Origin of the sequence: Marvinbryantia formatexigens DSM 14469 (assembly GCF_025148285.1) — a bacterium.
Taxonomy (GTDB): Bacteria; Bacillota; Clostridia; order Lachnospirales; family Lachnospiraceae; genus Marvinbryantia; species Marvinbryantia formatexigens.
The window spans coordinates 2464121-2485024 of the sequence record NZ_CP102268.1 but is presented as its reverse complement, the minus strand read 5'-3'; the positions used below and the strand labels follow the sequence as shown (position 1 = coordinate 2485024).

Below are 20904 nucleotides of genomic sequence, written 5' to 3'. Positions count from 1 at the left end.
AGAAACGCCATGCCGCAGCAGGAAGCGTCTCCCTTTCTCTCTGTTATTTGTTCTTTACTTTGAATGATGTCGGGTTCAAAAGCACCCAATTATAATGCCTGCGGATGCGACGCCCCGGCATTCTTTAAATGCTTTATTTCTCCATCATGCGGCGGAAGAAATCACATTCTATATCATTGCACCTCTGTCCCTCCGATTCCCGGATATTGACATGGAAAACATGATAAAGCGGCTCCTTCTCCGTGCCGAACAGCCCAAATTCATAATACACACCGTTTTTCTTCAGCGCCTCTTCCATAAACTGTGCCTGCGGCCTGCAGAAATCTCCCAGCGCCGTCATCAGATAGACAGGCGGAAATGCGGCAGTAACGTGATCCGGCACATTTACAAGCTCCTGCTCCCTGGGGGAACCGTGCTCCGGCAGAAGATCCTCCATAATCAGCTCCTTATCCTGCGATTCATGCAGCAGCTCATGGTGTCCGAACAGCACATACGCCCCGCAGTTAAGCCCCACTGCCGTCGGCGCAAAGCCCTGTGGAACCTTAAAAGCAAACTTTGCCGCATATCCGGGATTCGTGCAGATGGCAGAATACATAGCCGCCAGATTTCCGCCCGCGGAATCGCCGACAAAAAAGACATGCTCCATATCCAGCCCGTATGTCTCCTGGTTCTCATACATCCATGTAATAACCGCGTTCATATCCTCTACCGCCGACGGAAATTTCGCCTCCGGCGCCAGGCGGTATGTAAAGTTCACCACCGCAAAGCCCCTCTGCGCCAGGGACATTCCGTAAAACTGATACAGCTCCTTATCGCCGTATACCCAGCCGCCGCCATGCACATTCACGATGACCGGCAGCTTTCCTTCCGCTGCCCTCGGACGGTAAACATCCAGCAGATTCCACACCGCATCCTTCCCGTACTGCAGATTATCAAAGCGCCGGATATCCTCCGGCGTCGTAAGCCCTGCATCGCGCTTTGCGTCACTCGCCTTCCATGTTACTCTGATTAGCTTGCTTTTTTTCGACATATTGATTTCCTTTCCGCATAACTGCTTATTCATAATGATATAGAACACATAACATGCTTCTCTATACCCGGAAATACCGGGGCAAAAAACACTCACCATAATGTAATGCCAAACATCAAATCACCTTCAGCAATTGAACCAGTGTGTGCGAACTTTCCGTATCACACCCGGTACTTTTTGTGTTAAATCTCTTAAAACCATTTTTTTCTTCATAGAACTGCATTAATTTTTCATTATCCTCTGCCTCCAGAAAAACCACCGTTCCTCCCACCATATATTGTATTTCTCTGATTATACCTGCAGCCGCCTCCAACAGTTGTTCTCCTGTGACATTTTTATCAGCCTGTTCCGTATAATTTTTACCCAGCTGTGCTATCAGAAATGCCCATAACGTATACGTATTGCCGGATATATCTGCTTTTCCAACCCTGACAATTTTCCGTCTCATTGTCTTACTGACACACTCTGCATTTACGGTAATAGGTTTTAACTTTTCCACATCCGGATTTTTTCCACAGGAAAATCCAGCAAGCAGCTGACGTAATCTATCCTCTCTGTTTCCACTCTCATCTTTCTTTAAATATTCACGAATATTAATGACAGATATCCAGTTCTGCATCTATGTTTTTTTGTTTTTCCAGGAACTTTCTGATTTCTTCAGCTCCCCGCAAATATGTTATCTCCATATCCGGTGCCGGTGGTCTGTTTAAAGATTCCCGGTATGACGCTTCCAGTGCATTTACAAACATTTCTGCCTGCTCCTCACCGGAAATAATAAAATTTTCAGTAATACTCGAAGTTGCCATCATAAACACCTCCTACAAACATCTTAATTACTACCTTCTTCATCGATATTGTATTAGAGAAAGACTGCTTTTGCAATAATTTTTTGTCAAAAGTTTCTAAAAACAATAGAGTTTAGCCGTCATATGTGTTATACTGCTGCATCATAGTAACTGTGCAGCCAGGCTGTCCTGCTGTGCGCCAAAACAAAACCCAAAGGAGGTCAGACCCTGTGACAAAAATTGTAAATATTGATAATAATGGCAGAAAAGGCTATCATGTTCCTTCCCGTATAAAAAACCAGGATTTTATCAGCATCATGCGTCAGTACCGCATCGACGATGACGGTGTCACTTTTCTTGCCGATACATATCTCGGCAACCAGGCAGCCGTAAGGATATCCTTTGCCGCTGAAAATGTTTTCCGGCTTCAGATGTTTCCGTTCTGCCGCGAGGATTTGCGACTGAATCCCGTATTTGAATTTCCAAAGCTCCGGAATTTTTCCGTAACCGAGGATGAACTGTTTGTGTACATACGCACCCCGCGCCTTTCTCTTGCCTTCCGCAAATGCCCGTGGGAGCTTTCTGTAATGCTGGATGGCAGAGTGCTTACCAGAGAAAATATCCAGGACCTGGATGTTGACCAGAAATATAAGGCGATGCCGCTTGGTTTTTCCTGCAATCCCGCCACCGGTCAGGTGACTGGCACATATGACACGTTTTATATGCATGTCGATGAAGCCTTCTATGGCTTCGGCGAAAAGTTTACCAGCTTTAACAAGCGCGGACAGCGGGTGGAAATCTGGCAGAAGGACGCTCTCTCCACAAATTCTGAACGCTCTTATAAAGGAATGCCGTATTTTATGAGCTCCTACGGCTATTCCGTACTGCTGAATACCTTCACAAAAACCGTCTTCGATATGGGCGCAGGTTCCGGTGTATCCTTCACCATGTCCTCCTGCGATTCTTATCTGGATTATTATGTATTCTGCAACCACAGCTATAAAGGACTGATCCAGGATTACACCGCCTTAAGTGGTCGTTCCCCCATGATTCCGAAATGGGCGTTCGGCTTCTGGATGTCAAAAATGAGCTACCAGAGCCGCGATGAGGTAGAGACTGTTGTAAAACGCGCCGCCCGGTTCGGCATGTCGATGGATGTCATCCACATAGACGGATGGCAGACCTCCGGAACAGACGGTCTGCTGGAATTTGATGAAGAGCGCTTTCCGAAACCGGCGGATATGATTGCGCAGCTCAATGAAAACGGCGTGCAGCTTTCCCTTTGGATGTACCCGTATATTTTACAATACATCGGGACCGATAATAAAACCGTCAATCCGGAATTTGAAAAGCTGGAAAGGCTTGGCTATCTCGTCAAAAACGCCGACGGCAGCCCCTGCGTATTTGCTCTCTCCGAGGGCGAAGGCGACGTGAAAGGCATGGTAACCGGCGCTGTTGATTTTACCAATCCGGATGCCGCTGAATATACAAAGCAGAAAATCCGCAGACTGATGGAGCTTGGCGTCGGTGTCATCAAAACAGATTTCTCCGAAGAAATCCCGGAGACCGCCGTCTTCTCTGACGGGACGACCGGCAAAGAAACGCACAATAAGTATCCTCTGCTCTACGCGAAAACTATTTACGAGGCATCAAAGGAGGTAAAGGAGGCGCAGCACAAAAGGGCAATGCTCTGGGGCCGCAGCGGTTATGCAGGAAGCCAGAATTATCCGGCAAACTGGGCAGGCGATTCCTCCACCCACAAAAATAATCTCGCCGCCATCCTGCGCGGAGGCTTAAGCATCGGCATCAGCGGCGTCTCCTTCTGGGGCTTTGACATCGGCGGCTTCTATAACTGTGATTACGAGGGCAACCGCACAAAACCGACAGATGAAGAATACGTAAGAAGCGCCCAGATGGGACTTCTCAGTCCTTTGAGCCGCAGTCACGGACAGGCAACGCCACGGGAGCCGTGGGAATACTCCGCCGAAGCGCAGGCGGCATTTTTGAAAATTAACAAATTTCGCTACCGCCTGTTTCCGTATCTGTACAGCATCGCCTGTGAAACCTGCCGGACCGGCGTGCCCATGATGCGGGCAATGCTCCTGGAATTCCCGGAGGATTTAAGCGCACGCGATGTTTCCACCCAGTACATGCTCGGCGACGCGCTTTTAGTTGCGCCGGTCTTTGACCAGCAGACGCAGCACGTATACCTGCCTGCCGGAAGCTGGATTAATCTGAACACCGGCGGGCGCATTTCCGGAGCTTTATGGACCTGCGAAAGCTGTCCTCTTGATGAGCTGCCTCTTTATTTCCGGGAAAATACGGTTCTCCCGCTTTTAAACAACGCAGGTATGCATTCCCCGGAAACCTTTTTTGAGGATTTCACCATCTGTCTGAATCTGGTCAGCGAGATCCATACCACGCTGTACACCGACATCGCGCGGGATACCGGCATTAATCAAGATTCTGCCGTCGAACCGAATGCCAGCGTCAATGCAGATTCCGCCGTCGAACCGGATGCCAGCGTCAATGCAGATTCCGCCGCACCGGACGCCCGTGTCAATGTGGATGCCGCCGTCGAACCGAATACCAGCGTCAATGCGGATTCCGCCGCACCGGACGCCCGTGACAATGTGGATTCCGCCGCGCAGACTGCGGATGGAACCGCCTATACTCTTGATGCCAGACTGTGCGGCACAACAGCGGTCATCGAAACAAAGCTTCCGTGCACCGGCTTCGTTCTTTACACACCAGAGACGCTCACCGAAGTTATCGTAAACGGAAAGAGCTTCCAGCCCGTTTCCGAGGGAGACGCCTGCCGTATAACCCTATAAACAGCGCACTGTTCCGGACCCTTATTAACAGACTGAACAGACTACGCCAGAAATTTGCAATGGAATACGGCGTCCTGTGTCTGTCCGAAGACGATAGGCAGATTTTGCAGATTTTGCGAGCATAGCGGCAGCAATTTTGTCCGACCTGCTTCTATGGAGGCAAAATTGCTGCTAACAGGCGGCGCAGCAAAATCAAAAAATCAACGTGTCTTCGGACAGACACAGGACGTCGGATTCCTTCCGTAAACTTCTGCGCAACAGTATCACAATCCTGTTGTAAGCACACCCATTTTACACCGGACTCTCCATCCCCGCCTTACGGCTCCTCCTGCGCAAGATAAACTTCATATATCTCCGCCAGCGGTGCGCCCGGCTCGCATACATGGTCCTGCACGGCGACCGCCTGGACGGGAATTTGCAGTACATCCGCCGCTGTCAGCTCTCCTTCCAGATAATTAACAAGCGTTACGGTCTCAAACAGCGGGGCGGTCTGCCCTCCCGGCTCTACGAGCTTCTGATAGCCGTACACATAATTTACGGAATCTTCCGTTCTTTCATCCGAAATGCGCTCCCAGCCTTCCGTGGTCGAAAAAGAAAACACACCCATATCCGCCGCCGGTTCCTTTCTGTGCGTCTGCGGATTCACCACAGAAATATGCCTTACCGGAACTGATATCCGCAGAAAAATCCAGGCATCGCTTTCTCCCGTATTCGTTGCCGCCGGATTTTTCGGCACGATACTCCCCGGCGTAAGCCCTTTCGCCTTTTCCGGCTGCCAGGCAGTCTCCGTCAGTCCGATGTCCACCGTCCCCGGTGTAATCAGATTTTTCAGCGCCTGCGGGCGCATCGTCAGATATGCGTTTGTCAGCCCCGAAGAGACCGCAAAAAGAGACACACCCAGAAACGCCGCCGCTACTTTTTCCGCTTTCATGATATCGTCACCCCCTCTTTGCGCATTTTCAGCACATTTGAAAGAATCATCTTTATCAGCAGAAGCCACAGAAACACTCCTGCAAGCAGCAGTTTTTCCCCCATACCGCTAAACAGCATGGCGGCATACCCCAGATATGGAACAGAAAGGCGCACAACACCCATCAGCTCCTCCTCCCGCACACGCCTTCCATCCGGCGTCTCGTTGGCATCGCCCTTCGTTACAAGGGTCCTCCCCGCCTCATCCTTTTCACTTACCCGGTGCGTAATATAAATATCCCCCATGTCCGGGCGGCAGGTAATGATGTCGCCCGGACGGATTTTTTCAAATGCTTCCTTTTTCACATAGACCGCGCTGCCAACCGGAATCTCCGGCGCCATGCTCGGACTGAGCACCGTATAGACACGGATTCCAAAGACCTGCGGCACGGCTATCGCCGCCGCAAGCAGCAGAAATACCACAAGCAGCCCGTCAGTTATCCTTTTCCACATCTTCATGCCTGTTCCTCCTGTCCCTTCTTTCCGCCCACACCGCGATTGCCGCGGCGAGCATGCTCGCTGCAAGCAGCGCCGCCCACATCATAATGCGGGTACTGTCCGCCGTCACCGGAACCTTCCTCTCCGTCACTGTTCCGTCCTCTCCACGGGCGGAAAAAATCCATGCCACCTTTCCCGTCAGCTTCTGAAAACGATTGTCCATCTCCGGAGAAAGCCGCAGATTTACTGTCAGCGTTTTTTTGCTTCCTGACGCAAACCGTCCCAGACTGATGTCCTGCAGCATGGAAGCGCCATCCTCCTGCTGCCCCTGTGCAGACACGGTGCTGCTTTGCCCGGAAGTCAGACTGCCCTGTCCGAAGGCGCCATTCTCTCCGGAAGATAAACCGCTCTTCCCTGCGCCGCCAGAGCCGCATACTGCGCCCTCATAAAGCAGTTTTCCATTCTCCCTGATTTCTATCACCGCATATTTTGTGAGAAGCTGCTGCACAAGCATCGCCTGCTCTGTGCTCATCCGCTCCTGCTCCGTCTGCTCTGCGCGCAGAAATATCTCCACTGCTTCTGCACTCTTGTTTTCCACCAGTATTTTCTGCGTGCGCCCGCATCCCGGCGTCAGATTTTTAAAAGCGGCAAATAAATCAGTATTTTTCGTGTTCACCGAAAACCCCTGCTCTCTGCCAAGATACGTAACCGTCGTCTTTTCCGCTGCAGGCGCCTCCGGAAAAACAATCCCAAGCTCCTCCATACGGACGCCCCAGACAGAAGCCGCATCCCGGTCCGCCTGCACGGATTCCATGCAGATAACGATTTCCGCATCCCTGCCCTTATACTCGTTTCCCGCCTTCGCAGAAAGGGTATAGGATTCCATCAGAGGCTCCTCCGTCGTCTCCTGCGCCCGCAGAATCTTTTTATAATAAAACCAACCATCGTCCCGCTGCTCCCACAGCCGGCTGTTGAACACAATCTCAATCATGTCCGGATTCAGCTCATCCGCAACGTGGAGCTTTCCCTGTGCATCCCGCGTTCCGAATGCCTTTGTCACCGAAACGCGCACCAGAATATCCACCGTGCCCTCATTTTTCACATGCACCATTTTTTCTACCGATTCCGAAGGATTTACATGCGCGGGCACCTCATATGTCTCTTCGATCCGCGCCCGGTAGGACGCCATCGTGAGCACGTTGTCCGTCCGGCTCTGGATGCTCCAGAAGGCGTACCCCATAAACGTCACCGACAAAGCAAACAGCGCTGTCAGCACAATTACTCCGATTTTCCTTCCCATATGCCCGTCCCCGCACTATGCGTCGCCGGACACCGTTCCCGGCTCTGTCCGCATCTCTTCATCCAGCGCCGCAAGCGCTTCCTTCTGCCCGGCAAACCCGGATGCCTGTATCGCTTCTGCTTTTACAATAATCTGAAAATCCCCCAGCGTCCGAATCTGCTCATTTTTCCACTCCGTGGGCAGCGCAAGGGTCGTAAAGAGCACCGCCTGCTCCCCAATTTTCAGAATGCCCTTCGCATCGTCCCCCATATAATTGCAGACAATTTCATTCTCTGTTGTTCTCTCGGTATCAATCTCAAAAAGCGGATTTATCATCGGAAGCGTCTCCAGTTCCGCAAGAGAATATCCCGGTATCCGCCCCTGCACAAGCTTCTTTGCCGTGCCAGTCTGCTCATAGGAACCCGTATAGGTACTGTCGTAGCGTATCATCGCCTTCATCAGTGCCAGTCGCCCGGCATCCGTCACCGGCGTGCCGCTGCTGTCCGCCAGCAGAATCCGCATCCGGGCATAGCACGGCTCCTCGCCGTTTTTATCCGACGTAATGTTCTTCACGGTCGGATTCTTGTATACACTGTACCCCGGATATACATTCACACCATCCCCATCCTCCGGGTCCCAGTCCGGTTCCTTTAGTCCGATTTCCAGATCTCCCACTGTAAACGTATTTGCAAGGCTCTCCCGGCTGGTCAGATATGCCAGCGTTCCCTGTATGCTGACAAATACCAGCGCAAGCAGCGCCGCCGCAATCCCTGCCGTCTTTATGATACTTTTCTTTATATTTGCTGTCTTTACGATATTTTTCTGTGTATCTGCTGTTTTCATGCTATTTCCTCCCATGCTTCCTTCATAGTATTATTTCCGCACTGCACCGCCTCCGCATACACCAGAATGTCAAACGGCGGTATTTCTTCTGCGTTTTGTTTTATCGTTACCTTATCAAACAGTGTACCGGTCCATCCGCCCGGCTGCAGCCGTTCCTGCCAGTAATAGTAGCCATCCTCCCCAGCCTGCCATCCCGGATTGATGGCAAGCGCCTCGCAGCAGTTTTCCGCATCGCTGTCAGTGAAGCGGACGGCAGCCCGCACATAGCAGTCGGTATCCGAGCTGCTGCATATGCGCGGCGCTTTTGTGATGACCTTTCCCGGTGTGATTTCTCCGGGCGGTTCAAATTCTTCATCAATAGTAATATCCACGGAGGATACCCCAAAGCTGTTCTGCGCGTCATCCTGTGCGGTCAGATAGGCGAAAGACACCCCTGCACCTACGCCCAGGATGAGCGCACCTGCCAACATGGCAATAAAAAAGTTTTTCATTTTTCTGCTCACGTTCCTTTCTGTTTTAATTTTTACATTTCTCTGAGCCTCTGGCGGATTCGCCGGAAATTGATATGGAAAAGAGCTTTCCATCGACTTCTCCTGCAGTATAACACATTTCATTTCATATTGCAAGTGTTATTTTATATTTTATACTTTAAAGCATCATATTATATAAACAATCAAATAAAGCAGCGGGATGCCAGGGCTCAGTGCTGCTCATCTGACAGCGATACCCGATCCGATTTAAAAGCATCGCAGAGATCGCACACGATTCTGTCCTCATATCGTGACACAGCCGGGCATAAAATAAACAAATCATAGTGGAGCATTTTTATGAAAAAGCTATCTCTTGCCTTAATTCCCGCCGGATGTCTGCTGCTTTGTGCCGCCCTGCGCTACCACAACGCCGCCGGTGCGCAGAAGGCTGCCGGTGAATTTCAGTCTTTTACGCAGACGATGTTCCAGAAGGAAATTACCGCCAGCACGCTTACCCTGCACTATACACTAGAAAATCCCACCGACTACGGCATTACCGATTATCCGGTAACCTTCGGAAACACTGAGGAGATTTCCCTGGTGCTCTCCGCATCGCCCTCCGCGCAGCAATATCTGCAGATGCTCTCTGAAATCTCTTACAGCGACCTTTCCCGGCAGAATCAGATTACCTACGATGTCCTCCTTCTTGCTCTGGAAAATGAGAAAAAAGCGGAAGCCCTTGCACTGTACCAGGAACCGCTCGGACCGACCATCGGCATCCAGGCACAGCTTCCCGTTCTGCTCTCGGAATACACCTTTTCCGATAAAGCGGACATTGAAGAATATCTCAGTCTGATTGCCCAGACGGACACCTATTTTGCCTCGCTGCTAAAATTTGAGCGCGCCCGCTCCGCCGCCGGTCTTTTCATGAGCAACAAAAACGCCGATGCCATTCTGGCGCAGTGCCGTTCCTTTATCGGCTCCGGCGACGCCGCTGACAATCTGCTGGTGACTATTTTTAATGAAAAGCTGGATGCGCTCGACTTTCTGTCCGCCGGGGAACGGGCGCAGTTCAAAGCGGAAAACCAGAAAGCTGTGGCGGAGCATGTAATCGGCGCCTACGAGCTTCTCATTGAGGGACTGGAAACGCTGAAGGGCACCGGACAGAACGAAAACGGACTCTGCTATTTTCCTTACGGGAAGGCATATTACGAGTATCTGATGCAAAGCTCTGTCGGCTCCTATCTCTCCGTCGATGCCATTGAACAGCGCATCCGAAACCAGCTCTCCAAAGACGTACTCGCCTGCCGCGCGCTGCTCCTGGAATATCCGTCCGCCGCTTCCGGCGAACATCTGGAGGGAATTTTGACGGACCCGGAGGAAATTCTGGTACAGTTGCAGCAAAAAATGAGCGACGATTATCCCGCCGCCCCGCAGACATCCTGTTCTGTAAAATATGTACATAAATCCCTGGAGGATTTTTTAAGTCCCGCTTTTTATCTGACGCCGCCCATCGATAATCCGACGGAAAACGTCATTTATATCAACCGCGCCGGTGTTTCCTCCCCGCTGGAGCTTTATACCACGCTTGCGCATGAGGGCTATCCCGGTCATCTTTATCAGAATGTCAGCTCCGGAAATTATCTGGACCCGGTACGCGCTCTCTTCTCCTTTGGCGGCTATACCGAAGGATGGGCAACCTATGTGGAAATGGAAAGCTACGATTATGCCCTGCCGGATTCCGCTTCCGGCGCCGCAAAGGCAGAAGCCGAATACCGCCGTCTGAACCGCTCCGTCATGCTCGGTCTTTCCTCGCTTCTGGATATCTGTATCCATTACCGCGGCTACACGCGCGAACAGACCGCCGCCTTCCTTAAGAGCCTCGGCTTTACAAACCCGGACAGCGCCGACGCTATTTTTGACGCCATCATCGAAGCACCTGCAAACTACCTGAAATATTATCTCGGATATCTGAGTTTTCTGGACCTGCGCAGCTACTGCTCCCAAAACTGGCCGGAAGCCTTTGACCTGAAGGATTTTCACAGGCAGATTCTGCAGATTGGTCCCGCGCCGTTTCCCGTAGTAGAAAAATATCTGAAGCTGTACTACAACACGAACAAATAACTATTTTGGCTTTTTTCTTTTACAAAAGTGTGGTATAATAATGTATTCTATAAATAACTACCATTTACAGCGAGGAATGATTATGCCAAAATCAAAAGCAAAATACAGCGGAAGACTGCGCCCTTACCTGGCCTGGCCGGTAATCACGGCGGTTCTGTTTATCATCTTATCCTTTATTATATGCTTCATGGATATCAAAGCGGGGATTGTAGCTTCAATCTTTACTCTGTGCTATCTGGCGGTAGTGATTGTCCTGGTGTTTGTGTATAAGCCGAAGGTGATGACGGACCTCGTGTCCTTTGCCGCCCAGTACGGGCAGGTGCAGAAGCAGATGCTCGATGAATTTTCCATTCCTTACGGCGTGCTTGATATAGACGGGAAAATCATCTGGATGAACCAGCACATGCGCATGATGCTGGAAAAGAGCAACCGCTACCACAAAAGCATTACCAATCTGATTCCGGAAATCACGCCCGACAAGCTTCCGCAGTCGCGCGAACCGGTCAGTTTTGAATTCCGCATGAACGACCGTGACTACCGTGCGGAGCTGAAGCGCATCTGTATCGACGAATGGAGCGCTTCCACGGATTTAATGTCCATTCCGGCGGAGCAGAGCTATCTGCACACGCTTTACATTTTTGACAATACCGAGCTGAAAAAAGCGCTCCGCGCCAATGAAGAGCAGCGTCTTGTGGTCGGGCTGATTTACATCGATAACTATGACGAGGTGCTGGACAGCACGGATGACGTGCGCCGCTCGCTGCTGCTTGCCCTTGTCGACCGTAAGATCGACAAATTTATCAGCAATCATCATGGTCTTATGAAGAAGCTTGACAAGGACAAATATTATATTATCATGAAGCAGAAGTACCTCGATATTGTCAAGACAAACCGGTTTTCGCTGCTGGAGGACATCAAAACGCTCAATATCGGCAATGATATGCGGCTGACCTTAAGCATCGGCATCGGCGCAAACGGTTCCAGCTACATTGAGACCTACGAGTTTTCGCGCGCCGCCATCGACCTTGCTCTTGGACGCGGCGGAGACCAGGCGGTGGTAAAGACCCCTGACGGTATTTCCTACTACGGCGGAAAGTCGCAGCAGATGGAAAAGAATACCCGCGTAAAGGCGCGTGTGAAAGCGCAGGCGCTGCGCGAGTTTATCAGCACGCGCGACGATGTGATTATCATGGGGCACAAGGTAACGGATATCGATACCTTCGGAGCCGCCGTCGGTATTTACCGGGCGGCACGGGTGCTTGGCAAGCGCGCTTACATTCTGATTGACGAAAACAGCACGTCCATCCGCCCGTACTTAAATCTGTTCCGGGAAAACAAAGAATACGAATCGGACATGTTCATCAACCACCGCGACGCCGACGAGCTGGTGGACAACGATACCCTGCTGGTGGTCGTGGATACCAACCGTCCGAGCAACACGGAATACCCGGAGCTCCTGGAGCGCTCGCGCACGATTGCTGTGCTTGACCATCACCGTCAGAGCAGCGAGGTCATCAAAAACGCAACGCTCTCCTACATTGAGCCCTACGCTTCCTCCGCCTGCGAAATGGTGGCGGAGATTCTGCAGTATTTTGACGACGGCGTGAAGCTCACCAGCATTGAGGCGGACTGTCTGTATGCCGGCATTATTGTGGATACCAACAATTTCGTGGCGAAAACCGGCGTACGAACCTTTGAGGCCGCCGCTTACCTGCGCCGCTGCGGAGCGGATGTCACAAAGGTACGCAAGATGATGCGCAATGATATGGCTTCCTATAAGGCGCGCGCAGAGGCTGTCCGCCATGCCGAGCTGTATCTGGACAACTATGCCATCAGTATTCTTCCGTCCACCGGACTGGACAGCCCGACGATTGTGGGCGCACAGGCGGCAAACGAGCTGCTGAATATTACCGGCGTAAAGGCTTCCTTTATACTGACCTCATACAATAATCAGATTTATATCAGCGCCCGTTCCATTGATGAGGTGAATGTACAGATTATTATGGAACGCATGGGCGGCGGCGGACACATGAACATTGCCGGCGCGCAGCTTAAGGATGTAACACCGCAGCAGGCAGTAGACAAATTAAAAGAAACCCTTCAGACCATGAAAGATGAAGGCGCTATTTAAGGAGGAAAAGATTATGAAAGTAATTTTATTGCAGGATGTAAAGTCTCTCGGAAAAAAGGGGGACATGGTAAATGTAAGCGACGGCTATGCGCGCAATATGCTTCTGCCGAAAAAGCTCGGCGTGGAAGCCAACGCCAAAAATCTGAACGACCTGAAGCTGCAGAAAGCCAACCAGGCAAAGGTGGCGCAGGAGCAGCTTGACGCGGCAAAGGCTTTCGCAGAAGAAATCGCCAGCAAAGAGGTGGTGGTTTCCATCAAAGTGGGCGAAGGGGGAAAGACCTTCGGCTCCGTTTCTTCCAAAGAAATCGCAGAAGCCGCAATGGCACAGCATAATCTGGATATCGACAAAAAGAAAATCCAGCTCGCCTCCCCGATTAAGGCGATTGGCACCACAACCGTTCCGGTAAAGCTGCATCCGCAGGTGACTGCCGAGCTGAAGGTAACTGTAAAAGAAGCATAAAAGGACACAAGTATTATGGATGAATCTCTAATCAAGCGCGTCATGCCGCACAGCCCGGAGGCGGAGCAGTCGGTCATCGGCTCCATGATTATGGATACGGATGCGATTCTCACCGCGTCGGAAATTATTACCAGCGATGATTTTTACCAGAAGCAGTACGGCGTCCTTTTTGACACGATGGTAGAGCTTTACAACGAAGGAAAACCGGTCGACCTCGTCACGCTGCAGGACCGCCTGCAGCAGAAGGATGTCCCGCCGGAAATATCCAGTCTGGAATTTGCCAAAGATTTGCTGGATACATTTTATACCTCTACCAACGTGCGGCATTATGCGAATATCGTGCGCGACAAAGCGACGCTGCGCCGTCTGATTCGCGCAAATGAGGAAATCGCAAATGCCTGCTATGCCGGAAAAGAATCGACGGAAGATATTCTCGCCGACACGGAAAAGCGTATTTTTGATATTGTCCAGCAGAACACCTCCGGGGACTTCGTTCCCATCAAGGAGGTCGTTTTAAATGCGCTGGATAAAATAGAGCTCGCCTCAAAGACCAAAGGAAACGTTACCGGTATCCCTACCGGTTTCATCGACCTGGATTATAAAACCGCCGGTTTCCAGCCATCAGACCTTATTCTGGTGGCGGCGCGTCCTTCTATGGGAAAAACGGCGCTGGTGCTGAATATCGCCCAGCATATGGCATTCCGCGAAAATGTCACGGTTGCTGTATTCAGTCTGGAAATGTCGAAGGAGCAGCTCGTCAACCGTCTGCTCTCCCTCGAATCCCGCGTCGATTCCCAGTCCATCCGTACCGGAAATCTTTCCGACGAGGACTGGGCAAAGCTGATTGAGGGTGCCGGCGTCATCGGGCAATCCAACCTGATAATCGACGACACTCCCGGTATCTCCGTCATGGAGCTGCGCAGCAAATGCCGCAAATACAAGATGGAGCATAATCTGGGCATTATCATCATAGACTATTTACAGCTAATGACAGGAAACCGGCGCTCCGAATCACGGCAGCAGGAAATCTCCGATATCTCCCGCTCCCTGAAAGCAATCGCACGTGAGCTGAACGTTCCCGTCGTTGCACTCTCCCAGCTCTCCCGCGCCGTCGAGCAGCGTCCCGACCATCGTCCGATGCTCTCCGACCTGCGTGAATCCGGCGCCATCGAGCAGGACGCCGACGTCGTCATGTTCATCTACCGTGACGACTACTACAACAAAGACACCGCCAAACCCAACGTAGCCGAAATCATCATCGCCAAGCAGAGAAACGGCGCCATCGGCACCATCGAGCTTGCCTGGCTCCCACAATACACCAAATTCGCAAACATGCGTAAGTAGAGCCATGCAAGGACAGCGTCGTAAACAGCCGTGCATGCTTGCATGCAAAAGGCTGGTTAGGGCGATGTGCTTATAGGGCGAAGCCCGGTCAGCGAGATGGAGCGTAGCGGAATCGAGATGACAGCATGGCTCGTTAGAGCCTGTTCCGGCTCCTGCGTCGTGCTTGCACGTAAGCAGATGTTTTCTGTGCACATTTTATAGGGCGAAGCCCGGTCAGCGACGCATTGAGCACTTAGCGAGGTCTTTTCGAGCTTAGTGCGAAAGTGTGCAGCGCAGATGAAGTGAGTTTACGAACGGAATCGAGATGACAGCATGGCTCGTTAGAGCCTGTTCCGGCTCCTGCGTCGTACTTGCATGCAAAAGGCTGGTTAGGGCGGTGTGCTTATAGGGCGAAGCCCGGTCACTATCATAAAGCGAGGTCTTCTATTGCCACATTTTTCCCAGACCACAAAGGCAGGAACGCTGCACAATCCGCAGCTTCCTGCCTTAAAATTTTTCCTTCAGATTGCTCTTCAGCCGGTCGGCTCCACCATGTACGTATGGGGCGGCGGCTGGAACGAATCCGACACCGGCGCCGGACGGGAAGCCTGCACCATCGGCGTCAGTCCGCGCTGGAAAACATTTGCCAGTCAGCAGACCGCTTCCTACGACTATCGCACCACCCGCTATCAGATTCACGACGGGCTCGACTGCTCCGGATACGTAGGCTGGTGCATTTATAATCTGATGCATATGCCTCTATCCAATTACAATCAGCATTTTATGCTCTCACATCCGGAAAGCACTGACACCGCCCAGCGCTGCATTCACGTCCAAAATACATCCACCCCATCTGTCCGCGGCGCCACGCCATACGGCTATGTCATGCCTGCACACCATATGGCAGCCAATTTCGCCGCACGCGGCTGGGGGACCTTCATCCCCCGCAACCAGATAGTCAATTATCGCGCCGGAGACATCATGAGTTCGCCCGACCACGTCTGGATTGCCATCGGAGAATGCAGCGATGGCAGTGTCGTCCTGCTTCACTCCAGCCCGCCCGGCGTCCGGCTATGCGGCACGCCCCGCCCGGCCAGGGTCTCCGCCATTTGCAGCACTCCCGGCATCAGCTATTCTCCCGTCCACAGCAGCCATACTCCTACAGCTGCCAGCACACGTTCCGGTAACTGCACTTCCTCTGCCGCCCCTGTAGACAGCCAGGCTGTCCGCCTTGCCAGCCATTACATGCGCACATACTATCCCGACTGGTACAGCCGCTACCCGGACTGTTCCTGTGACAGCAGCTACCTTTGCGATTACGACCAGATGCGGTGGGATACTTCCGGCAAAGCCGCTCTCACAGACCCGGACGGTTTTCAGAAAATGTCCGCTTCCGCCATACTAAAAGACCTTTTATCTTTACCATAAGAACATTTTACCAAAGCCTTTCCCCCTGAAAGCACGCTCTTGCAGGGGGAATTTTTCTGCAGCCGCAAATCAATGCCCCGTTTCTACATCCAGGATTTCAGATATTCCTCCACCGAGCGCGTCATTTCCCTTGAAAACCCGGAATTATATTTCCGCTTACAAAACGCCTGCGCCCACTCCTCAAAACTACGGTTCCTTGTCTCCTTCTCAAACATCTGTCGCAGCTCGCTGCCCTCCCGTCTGCGATAGACATTCTCCTGCACAATGTCCTCCAGACGGCAGCGCTCCGGCTTTGGTCGTTCCTTCTGCTGCTGCGTCGGATAGCCAAACACCACCATTGCCGCCGGAAACACATATTCCGGAAGCTTCAGCATCTCCCGGTGCAGCTCACACTGCTCCATAATATCACCAATATAGCAGGAACCTATCCCAAGGCTCTGCGCCGCAACGACCGCATTCTGTGCCGCAATCACCGCATCACAAACCGCCAGCATCAAATCTCCCACGCCTGGTTTTCGCGGCTGTGCGTCAGCCTCTGTAAACGTATCCACCCACTTCTGATAATCCGCACAGAAAATCAGCACCATCGGCGCTTTTGCAATAAAAGGCTGATGGTCGCAGCTTTCCGAGAGCCTTTCCTTCAGCTCCTGATTCGTAATATCCAGAATCGTATACATCTGCTGATTTCCAGCCGTCGGCGCTTCCATTGCGGACTGCAGAATCAGCCGCTTATCCTCCGGCGATATCGGGCATTCCTCATAAACACGCATCGACTTCCGCTCATACAGTGACCGGATGATTTCATTCATATGTCTCTTCCCTCCATTCCATACTTCTGTTTTCCATTATATACATTCTAATTATCTGCGTCAAACAGCATATACTTCATACCAGATTAAACGCCAGCCAAAAAACAACAAAAGCGCTGCCGATAGACGGTCAGCCCATTTCATATCTGGTTACAAAAATAACCGCATTTGGCGAAAGATAGCGGTTATTTTTATGCGCATAATTCAGTTTTCTTTTTTCACTACCGGTATCCAGACCTCATACTGTGCATTCTGCGGGTCCGGATTCAAATAAACCTCAACATCGGGCGCATCCCCATACTCATATCCCGAAGTTGGCAGCCATTCCGTCACAATGCGCCGCTCCAGTTCCTGGATAGACTGATTTGTCCCCTCTCCGGGAAACACCGCCCAGGTAGCTGCCGGAACAACGTATTCTTCAAGGTCATTGTTTTCCTGTGAAGTAGATACCGCAATATAGTATCTCCACGGCTCCGTATCATTACAGGTGCTGATGCCAAGAACACCCATAGGCGGGGTATCCATCATGCCTATAAGTTTCTGCAGTGTTCCATTCGCAGAAATCTCCTCCCACTTTGGCGGTATCGCCGCAAAATTTTTCTCAATATCCTTATGCAGCGGCACAGACACGCCCACAATACGGAAAGCCTCTTTTGTTTCAATTCGGTAATTCATCTCTTCCACTCCTTTGACTGTAATCTTAAACCGGACAGGAGGAAAGGCTTTTACAGATATTCCCTCATTTTTCACGGCTGAAGGCGCCATTCCGTGGACAGACTGAAACGCCCTGTTAAATGCAGTTGGCGAATTATATCCATATTTTCCAGCCACATCAATAATTTTCATATTCCCGCTCTGCAAATCAACGGCTGCCAGCGACATCTTCCTTCTGCGAATATATTCCGATAAAGGAACACCCGCCATATAGGCAAACATGCGCTGAAAATGATACGAAGAGCAGCAGGCAATCTTTCCAAGCTTTTCATAATCAATTTCCTCTGTCAGGTGCCCTTCCAGATAATCCATCGCATCATTTAGTCTCTCTATCCATTCCATAACCCGTTATCCTCCTGATATTTTTCAGTATATCGTATTTCTTCGCTTTTTTCCTCTTAATTTCTGCACCAAAAAGAGAGGTTGCATCATATCATATCAGCAAAACGAAACAACTTGAATGGACATCCCCATACAAACTCTCTCTTTTCCGTTAAGACAATGCACTATATAAAATTGAATTATATCAGAAATGCAAAAGGGAGGCAACGGTAAAATTCTGCTATCTGCAGTGTCGGACCGATTCCTTCTACCAGATTCACCTAAATAATCCCCTTCATCAGGCTTTCGCCTGACGAAGGGGATTAAATTTATTGCTGCTCACTCCGTTCACAGCAGGTGTTTGAGCCTTGCGTGAACAGTATCTTACCTTTCTCCCGTTAGAATAAATCCCTCAGCTTCTCCGAAATGCTTTCTTCCACTTCCTCTGTCTCTGTTTCTTCCACCTCCGGTATGGTAATGGATTCTGTTTTCATGACAAACTGTACCAGACCGATGTTTTCATTTTTCTCTGAGGTGAAGGAAACCGGTTCGAAGTCGCCGCCGGCAATCTTATCGACCGCCTTGTCGATTTCTTCATCAATGGTTTCGTCGATGTCCTGCGTCTTTTCCACGAACTCGTTTGTACCGTCTTTCAGCTCTGCGGTGCCGTCTTTCAGCTCCACAACGCCGTCATACAACTCCGAGACACCGTCCGACAGCTCCACGGTACCGTCATAGAGCTGTGTCGCGCCGTCCTGCAGCGTGATGGTTCCGCTGTAGAGGGAGCCTGCGCCCTGGCGCAGCGCATCTGCGCCCCCTGCCAGGCTGCCGGCGCCGGACTGAAGCTGCGACGCGCCCTTTGCGGCGCTTCCCGCTCCGGATGCCAGTTCTTTTGAGCCGGAGGAAAGCTGTTTTGCCCCGGAAGCAAGAGATTTTGTTCCGCTGTAAAGCTCCTCTGAGCCCTCGGCAAGCGCGCTGTTGCCTTCCGCAAGCGCCTCCGCGCCCTCTGCCAGCGATGCAGCGCCTTCCGTCACCTGTCCGAATGCCGTATACAGCGCATCATAGCCTTCCTTAACCGCCCGAACACCCTCCGTGTATTCCTGGATACCTGCGTTCAATGTGGCGTCCGCCGTTACAAGCTGGTCAATTCCCTCTTTCAGCGGCTCCATGTTTGCCGTAATCATGTTTTCCAGCACCACCGGCAGCTTCTGTACCTCCGCATCGAAAAGCTGGTACTGCTGCTCCAGCTGTGCCATGCCTGCCGAAACGCTGGCGGCTCCCGTGCCTGCCGCATCGATGCCGCTCTTTAAAGATTCAAATGCCGTTGTATTGGCGTCCAGAAGGCTGGCAACATTATTCACCATATCAATAACGCTCTGGACATCTACGCCGGCCATGCTGCTGATTAACTGCTTCGTCTTATCATCCAGTCCACTGTAAATTCCCGATGCCTGCGCAGCGATTCCCCTCAGATAAGCGGACGCGCTGCTGTTCTGTGTTTCCAGCCCGTCAATCTGACTATAGCTGCCCTGTATCTGCGCCAGTCCGTCGGATACCGCCTGCGCGCCGTCCGCCGCCTGCCCGATTGCCGTCAGAATCGCGGTGGAACTGTCAAGCAGCGTCTGCATCTGCTCTGTTCCGACCGTGATGCCGTCCAGACTCTTCTGGATCTGCAGAAGCGCCGCCTGAATCTGCGACGAGCCTCCGGTAAGCTCCGGCGATTTTTCCGTCAGCGTGTTCAGCGCCGCCTGCAGACTGCCTGCGCCCGTCTGCAGCTGCTTAAGGCTTTCCGCCAGTGTTGCGGAACCGTCCTTTAACTCCATGCTGCCCTCAGCAGCCTCCTTTGCCCCTTCCGCAAGCTCCTTCGCGCCCTTCTGCGCAGCCTGTGCGCCCGACGCAGCGCTCTGGATACCCTTATTCAAAGATTTTGCGCCGCTGTTTAATGTTTTCAGTCCACTGTTTAAGGAAGCCGCTCCGGAGTACAGCTCATTTGCCCCGGATACCAGCTCGCCCGTGCCGGAAGACAGCTCGCCCGCTCCGGATACCAGCTCTCCCGTACCGCTGTTTAAATCAGAAGCGCCGTCCTTCAGTTCCTCTGCACCATCCTTCAGTTCCTCTACGCCGTCCAGAAGCTCCTGCGCGCCATCGTCAAGCTCTCCCGCTCCATCATCAAATTCCTCCGCCGCATCCTTGATCTCATCCGTTTTTTCCGTAATCGAGCTTGTGTCCAGAGAATCCACATCGATATCAAAAGACATCGGAACCGCCTGGAAAGAAAGCGCATCCATCTCAAACTCTGTCACGTCAGCGCTTATCGTAAATTCCTTTTCCTGCCCCGCCATGATATTGTATAAAATCTGACGGTCCTTGCCGACGTTTGCCTCTGTCGCGCCGTCCGCCCGGATGTTGCTGCATTTCTCCGTATCCAGCGTCACCGTCGCCTGCATCAGATAATTGTCAAAAAACTCGTCGTCCGAAGCCGGATTGTCCTTCACCGACACCGAAATTTTAAGCGCTCCGCTTTTGCCCGGAAGCTCTTCCGCGGTAATTTCTTTGCCATCCAGCGTATAGGAAATGTCAATCAGCCAGGGCAGCGTTGTATCCGCCATGTCGCCCTGGTAAAGGAATTTTCCCTTTGCCGCATTCACCGTCACCTTGCCATCCTCCAGAAGAATTTCATCCTCCGTGGAAAGATTTTTTACAGCGGAATAATCTCCATAGTCCACAATCTCCGTGTCCTCTCCGAGCGTGTATTCATTTACCACATAAATTCCGGAAACGCTGCCATCCTGGTTTAAGTTGACATACACATTTTCATCTTTATCCTCTATGGCTCCTGCCGCAAGTGCCGGAGCGACTGCTTCTGCGGACAGCGCCACACAAAGCGCCGCCGCTATCGTTTTCTTATAATTCCTGTTTCGGTTCATAATGATTTTCCCCCTTCTG

At 51.6% G+C, this 20904-nt stretch carries 17 protein-coding genes; 6 read left to right on the top strand and 11 right to left on the bottom strand.

Annotated features, from left to right (window positions below):
• Window positions 1–133: 133 nt before the first annotated feature.
• From NQ534_RS11775 to NQ534_RS11765, 3 genes are all read right to left on the bottom strand, one after another.
• Complete coding sequence (locus tag NQ534_RS11775; RefSeq protein WP_040781369.1) at window positions 134–1030, bottom strand: alpha/beta hydrolase; 897 nt, start codon at window positions 1028–1030, stop codon at window positions 134–136.
• Between the two features lie 115 nt (window positions 1031–1145).
• On the bottom strand, window positions 1146–1649 hold the full coding sequence (locus tag NQ534_RS11770; RefSeq protein WP_006859938.1) for a hypothetical protein: 504 nt from the start codon (window positions 1647–1649) through the stop codon (window positions 1146–1148).
• Window positions 1624–1836 carry a glycoside hydrolase family 25 domain-containing protein gene (locus tag NQ534_RS11765; protein WP_040781255.1) on the bottom strand — a complete coding sequence of 71 codons (213 nt, stop codon included), beginning with the start codon at window positions 1834–1836 and terminating at the stop codon, window positions 1624–1626. The genes NQ534_RS11770 and NQ534_RS11765 overlap by 26 nt, the downstream gene beginning before the upstream one ends.
• A 209-nt stretch (window positions 1837–2045) precedes the next feature.
• On the opposite strand from NQ534_RS11765, the gene NQ534_RS11760 reads away from it, so the two are divergent.
• On the top strand, window positions 2046–4649 hold the full coding sequence (locus NQ534_RS11760) for a TIM-barrel domain-containing protein (RefSeq protein WP_050778254.1): 2604 nt from the start codon (window positions 2046–2048) through the stop codon (window positions 4647–4649).
• Between the two features lie 316 nt (window positions 4650–4965).
• Here the strand turns inward: NQ534_RS11760 and NQ534_RS11755 are convergent, their stop codons facing one another.
• From NQ534_RS11755 to NQ534_RS11735, 5 genes are read right to left on the bottom strand one after another with little or no spacing between them, the layout of a single operon-like run.
• Entirely contained in the window at window positions 4966–5580 is a 615-nt protein-coding gene (locus tag NQ534_RS11755) for a hypothetical protein (protein ID WP_006859931.1), read from the bottom strand.
• A complete protein-coding gene (locus NQ534_RS11750) occupies window positions 5577–6077 on the bottom strand; it encodes a signal peptidase I (RefSeq protein WP_006859930.1) in 501 nt (166 codons plus the stop codon). Before NQ534_RS11750 ends, NQ534_RS11755 begins: the two co-directional genes overlap by 4 nt.
• Entirely contained in the window at window positions 6052–7356 is a 1305-nt protein-coding gene (locus NQ534_RS11745; RefSeq protein ID WP_006859929.1) for a hypothetical protein, read from the bottom strand. Before NQ534_RS11745 ends, NQ534_RS11750 begins: the two co-directional genes overlap by 26 nt.
• A 15-nt stretch (window positions 7357–7371) precedes the next feature.
• Window positions 7372–8178: a SipW-dependent-type signal peptide-containing protein gene (locus tag NQ534_RS11740; RefSeq protein WP_006859928.1), complete on the bottom strand. Its 807-nt coding sequence runs from the start codon at window positions 8176–8178 to the stop codon at window positions 7372–7374.
• Complete coding sequence (locus NQ534_RS11735) at window positions 8175–8669, bottom strand: SipW-dependent-type signal peptide-containing protein (protein ID WP_157200707.1); 495 nt, start codon at window positions 8667–8669, stop codon at window positions 8175–8177. Before NQ534_RS11735 ends, NQ534_RS11740 begins: the two co-directional genes overlap by 4 nt.
• A gap of 336 nt (window positions 8670–9005) precedes the next feature.
• Between NQ534_RS11735 and NQ534_RS11730 the strand changes: the two genes are divergently transcribed.
• The 5 genes from NQ534_RS11730 (at window position 9006) to NQ534_RS11710 (ending at window position 16114) form a co-directional block, all read left to right on the top strand.
• Window positions 9006–10772, top strand: a complete 1767-nt coding sequence (locus tag NQ534_RS11730; RefSeq protein ID WP_006859925.1) for a DUF885 domain-containing protein — start codon at window positions 9006–9008, stop codon at window positions 10770–10772.
• A gap of 82 nt (window positions 10773–10854) precedes the next feature.
• On the top strand, window positions 10855–12903 hold the full coding sequence (locus NQ534_RS11725; RefSeq protein WP_040781252.1) for a DHH family phosphoesterase: 2049 nt from the start codon (window positions 10855–10857) through the stop codon (window positions 12901–12903).
• A 13-nt stretch (window positions 12904–12916) separates the two neighbouring features.
• Complete coding sequence (gene rplI, locus NQ534_RS11720; protein WP_040781249.1) at window positions 12917–13363, top strand: 50S ribosomal protein L9; 447 nt, start codon at window positions 12917–12919, stop codon at window positions 13361–13363.
• Between the two features lie 15 nt (window positions 13364–13378).
• Window positions 13379–14707 carry a replicative DNA helicase gene (gene dnaB / locus NQ534_RS11715; protein ID WP_006859922.1) on the top strand — a complete coding sequence of 443 codons (1329 nt, stop codon included), beginning with the start codon at window positions 13379–13381 and terminating at the stop codon, window positions 14705–14707.
• A 426-nt stretch (window positions 14708–15133) separates the two neighbouring features.
• Window positions 15134–16114, top strand: coding sequence for a hypothetical protein (locus tag NQ534_RS11710; protein WP_006859921.1), 981 nt, complete (start codon window positions 15134–15136; stop codon window positions 16112–16114).
• An 83-nt stretch (window positions 16115–16197) separates the two neighbouring features.
• On the opposite strand, the gene NQ534_RS11705 is transcribed toward NQ534_RS11710, so the two are convergent.
• The 3 genes from NQ534_RS11705 to NQ534_RS11695 form a co-directional block, all read right to left on the bottom strand.
• Window positions 16198–16923, bottom strand: coding sequence for a nitroreductase family protein (locus tag NQ534_RS11705; protein WP_006859920.1), 726 nt, complete (start codon window positions 16921–16923; stop codon window positions 16198–16200).
• A 204-nt stretch (window positions 16924–17127) separates the two neighbouring features.
• Window positions 17128–17979 (bottom strand): AraC family transcriptional regulator, encoded by an 852-nt coding sequence (locus NQ534_RS11700; RefSeq protein WP_006859919.1) that lies wholly within the window; start codon window positions 17977–17979, stop codon window positions 17128–17130.
• Window positions 17980–18356: 377 nt separating this feature from the next.
• Window positions 18357–20885 carry a YhgE/Pip domain-containing protein gene (locus tag NQ534_RS11695; protein WP_006859917.1) on the bottom strand — a complete coding sequence of 843 codons (2529 nt, stop codon included), beginning with the start codon at window positions 20883–20885 and terminating at the stop codon, window positions 18357–18359.
• Between the last annotated feature and the right edge of the window lie 19 nt (window positions 20886–20904).

Excerpts from the sequence above, each read along its gene's own strand:
- NQ534_RS11775 (WP_040781369.1), bottom strand. The coding sequence starts at position 1,030 with ATGTCGAAAAAAAGCAAGCTAATCAGAGTAACATGGAAGGCGAGTGAC.
- NQ534_RS11770 (WP_006859938.1), bottom strand. The coding sequence starts at position 1,649 with ATGCAGAACTGGATATCTGTCATTAATATTCGTGAATATTTAAAGAAA.
- NQ534_RS11765 (WP_040781255.1), bottom strand. The coding sequence starts at position 1,836 with ATGGCAACTTCGAGTATTACTGAAAATTTTATTATTTCCGGTGAGGAG.
- NQ534_RS11755 (WP_006859931.1), bottom strand. The coding sequence starts at position 5,580 with ATGAAAGCGGAAAAAGTAGCGGCGGCGTTTCTGGGTGTGTCTCTTTTT.
- NQ534_RS11750 (WP_006859930.1), bottom strand. The coding sequence starts at position 6,077 with ATGAAGATGTGGAAAAGGATAACTGACGGGCTGCTTGTGGTATTTCTG.
- NQ534_RS11745 (WP_006859929.1), bottom strand. The coding sequence starts at position 7,356 with ATGGGAAGGAAAATCGGAGTAATTGTGCTGACAGCGCTGTTTGCTTTG.
- NQ534_RS11740 (WP_006859928.1), bottom strand. The coding sequence starts at position 8,178 with ATGAAAACAGCAGATACACAGAAAAATATCGTAAAGACAGCAAATATA.
- NQ534_RS11735 (WP_157200707.1), bottom strand. The coding sequence starts at position 8,669 with ATGAAAAACTTTTTTATTGCCATGTTGGCAGGTGCGCTCATCCTGGGC.
- NQ534_RS11730 (WP_006859925.1), top strand. The coding sequence starts at position 9,006 with ATGAAAAAGCTATCTCTTGCCTTAATTCCCGCCGGATGTCTGCTGCTT.
- NQ534_RS11725 (WP_040781252.1), top strand. The coding sequence starts at position 10,855 with ATGCCAAAATCAAAAGCAAAATACAGCGGAAGACTGCGCCCTTACCTG.
- rplI (WP_040781249.1), top strand. The coding sequence starts at position 12,917 with ATGAAAGTAATTTTATTGCAGGATGTAAAGTCTCTCGGAAAAAAGGGG.
- dnaB (WP_006859922.1), top strand. The coding sequence starts at position 13,379 with ATGGATGAATCTCTAATCAAGCGCGTCATGCCGCACAGCCCGGAGGCG.
- NQ534_RS11705 (WP_006859920.1), bottom strand. The coding sequence starts at position 16,923 with ATGAATGAAATCATCCGGTCACTGTATGAGCGGAAGTCGATGCGTGTT.
- NQ534_RS11700 (WP_006859919.1), bottom strand. The coding sequence starts at position 17,979 with ATGGAATGGATAGAGAGACTAAATGATGCGATGGATTATCTGGAAGGG.
- NQ534_RS11695 (WP_006859917.1), bottom strand. The coding sequence starts at position 20,885 with ATGAACCGAAACAGGAATTATAAGAAAACGATAGCGGCGGCGCTTTGT.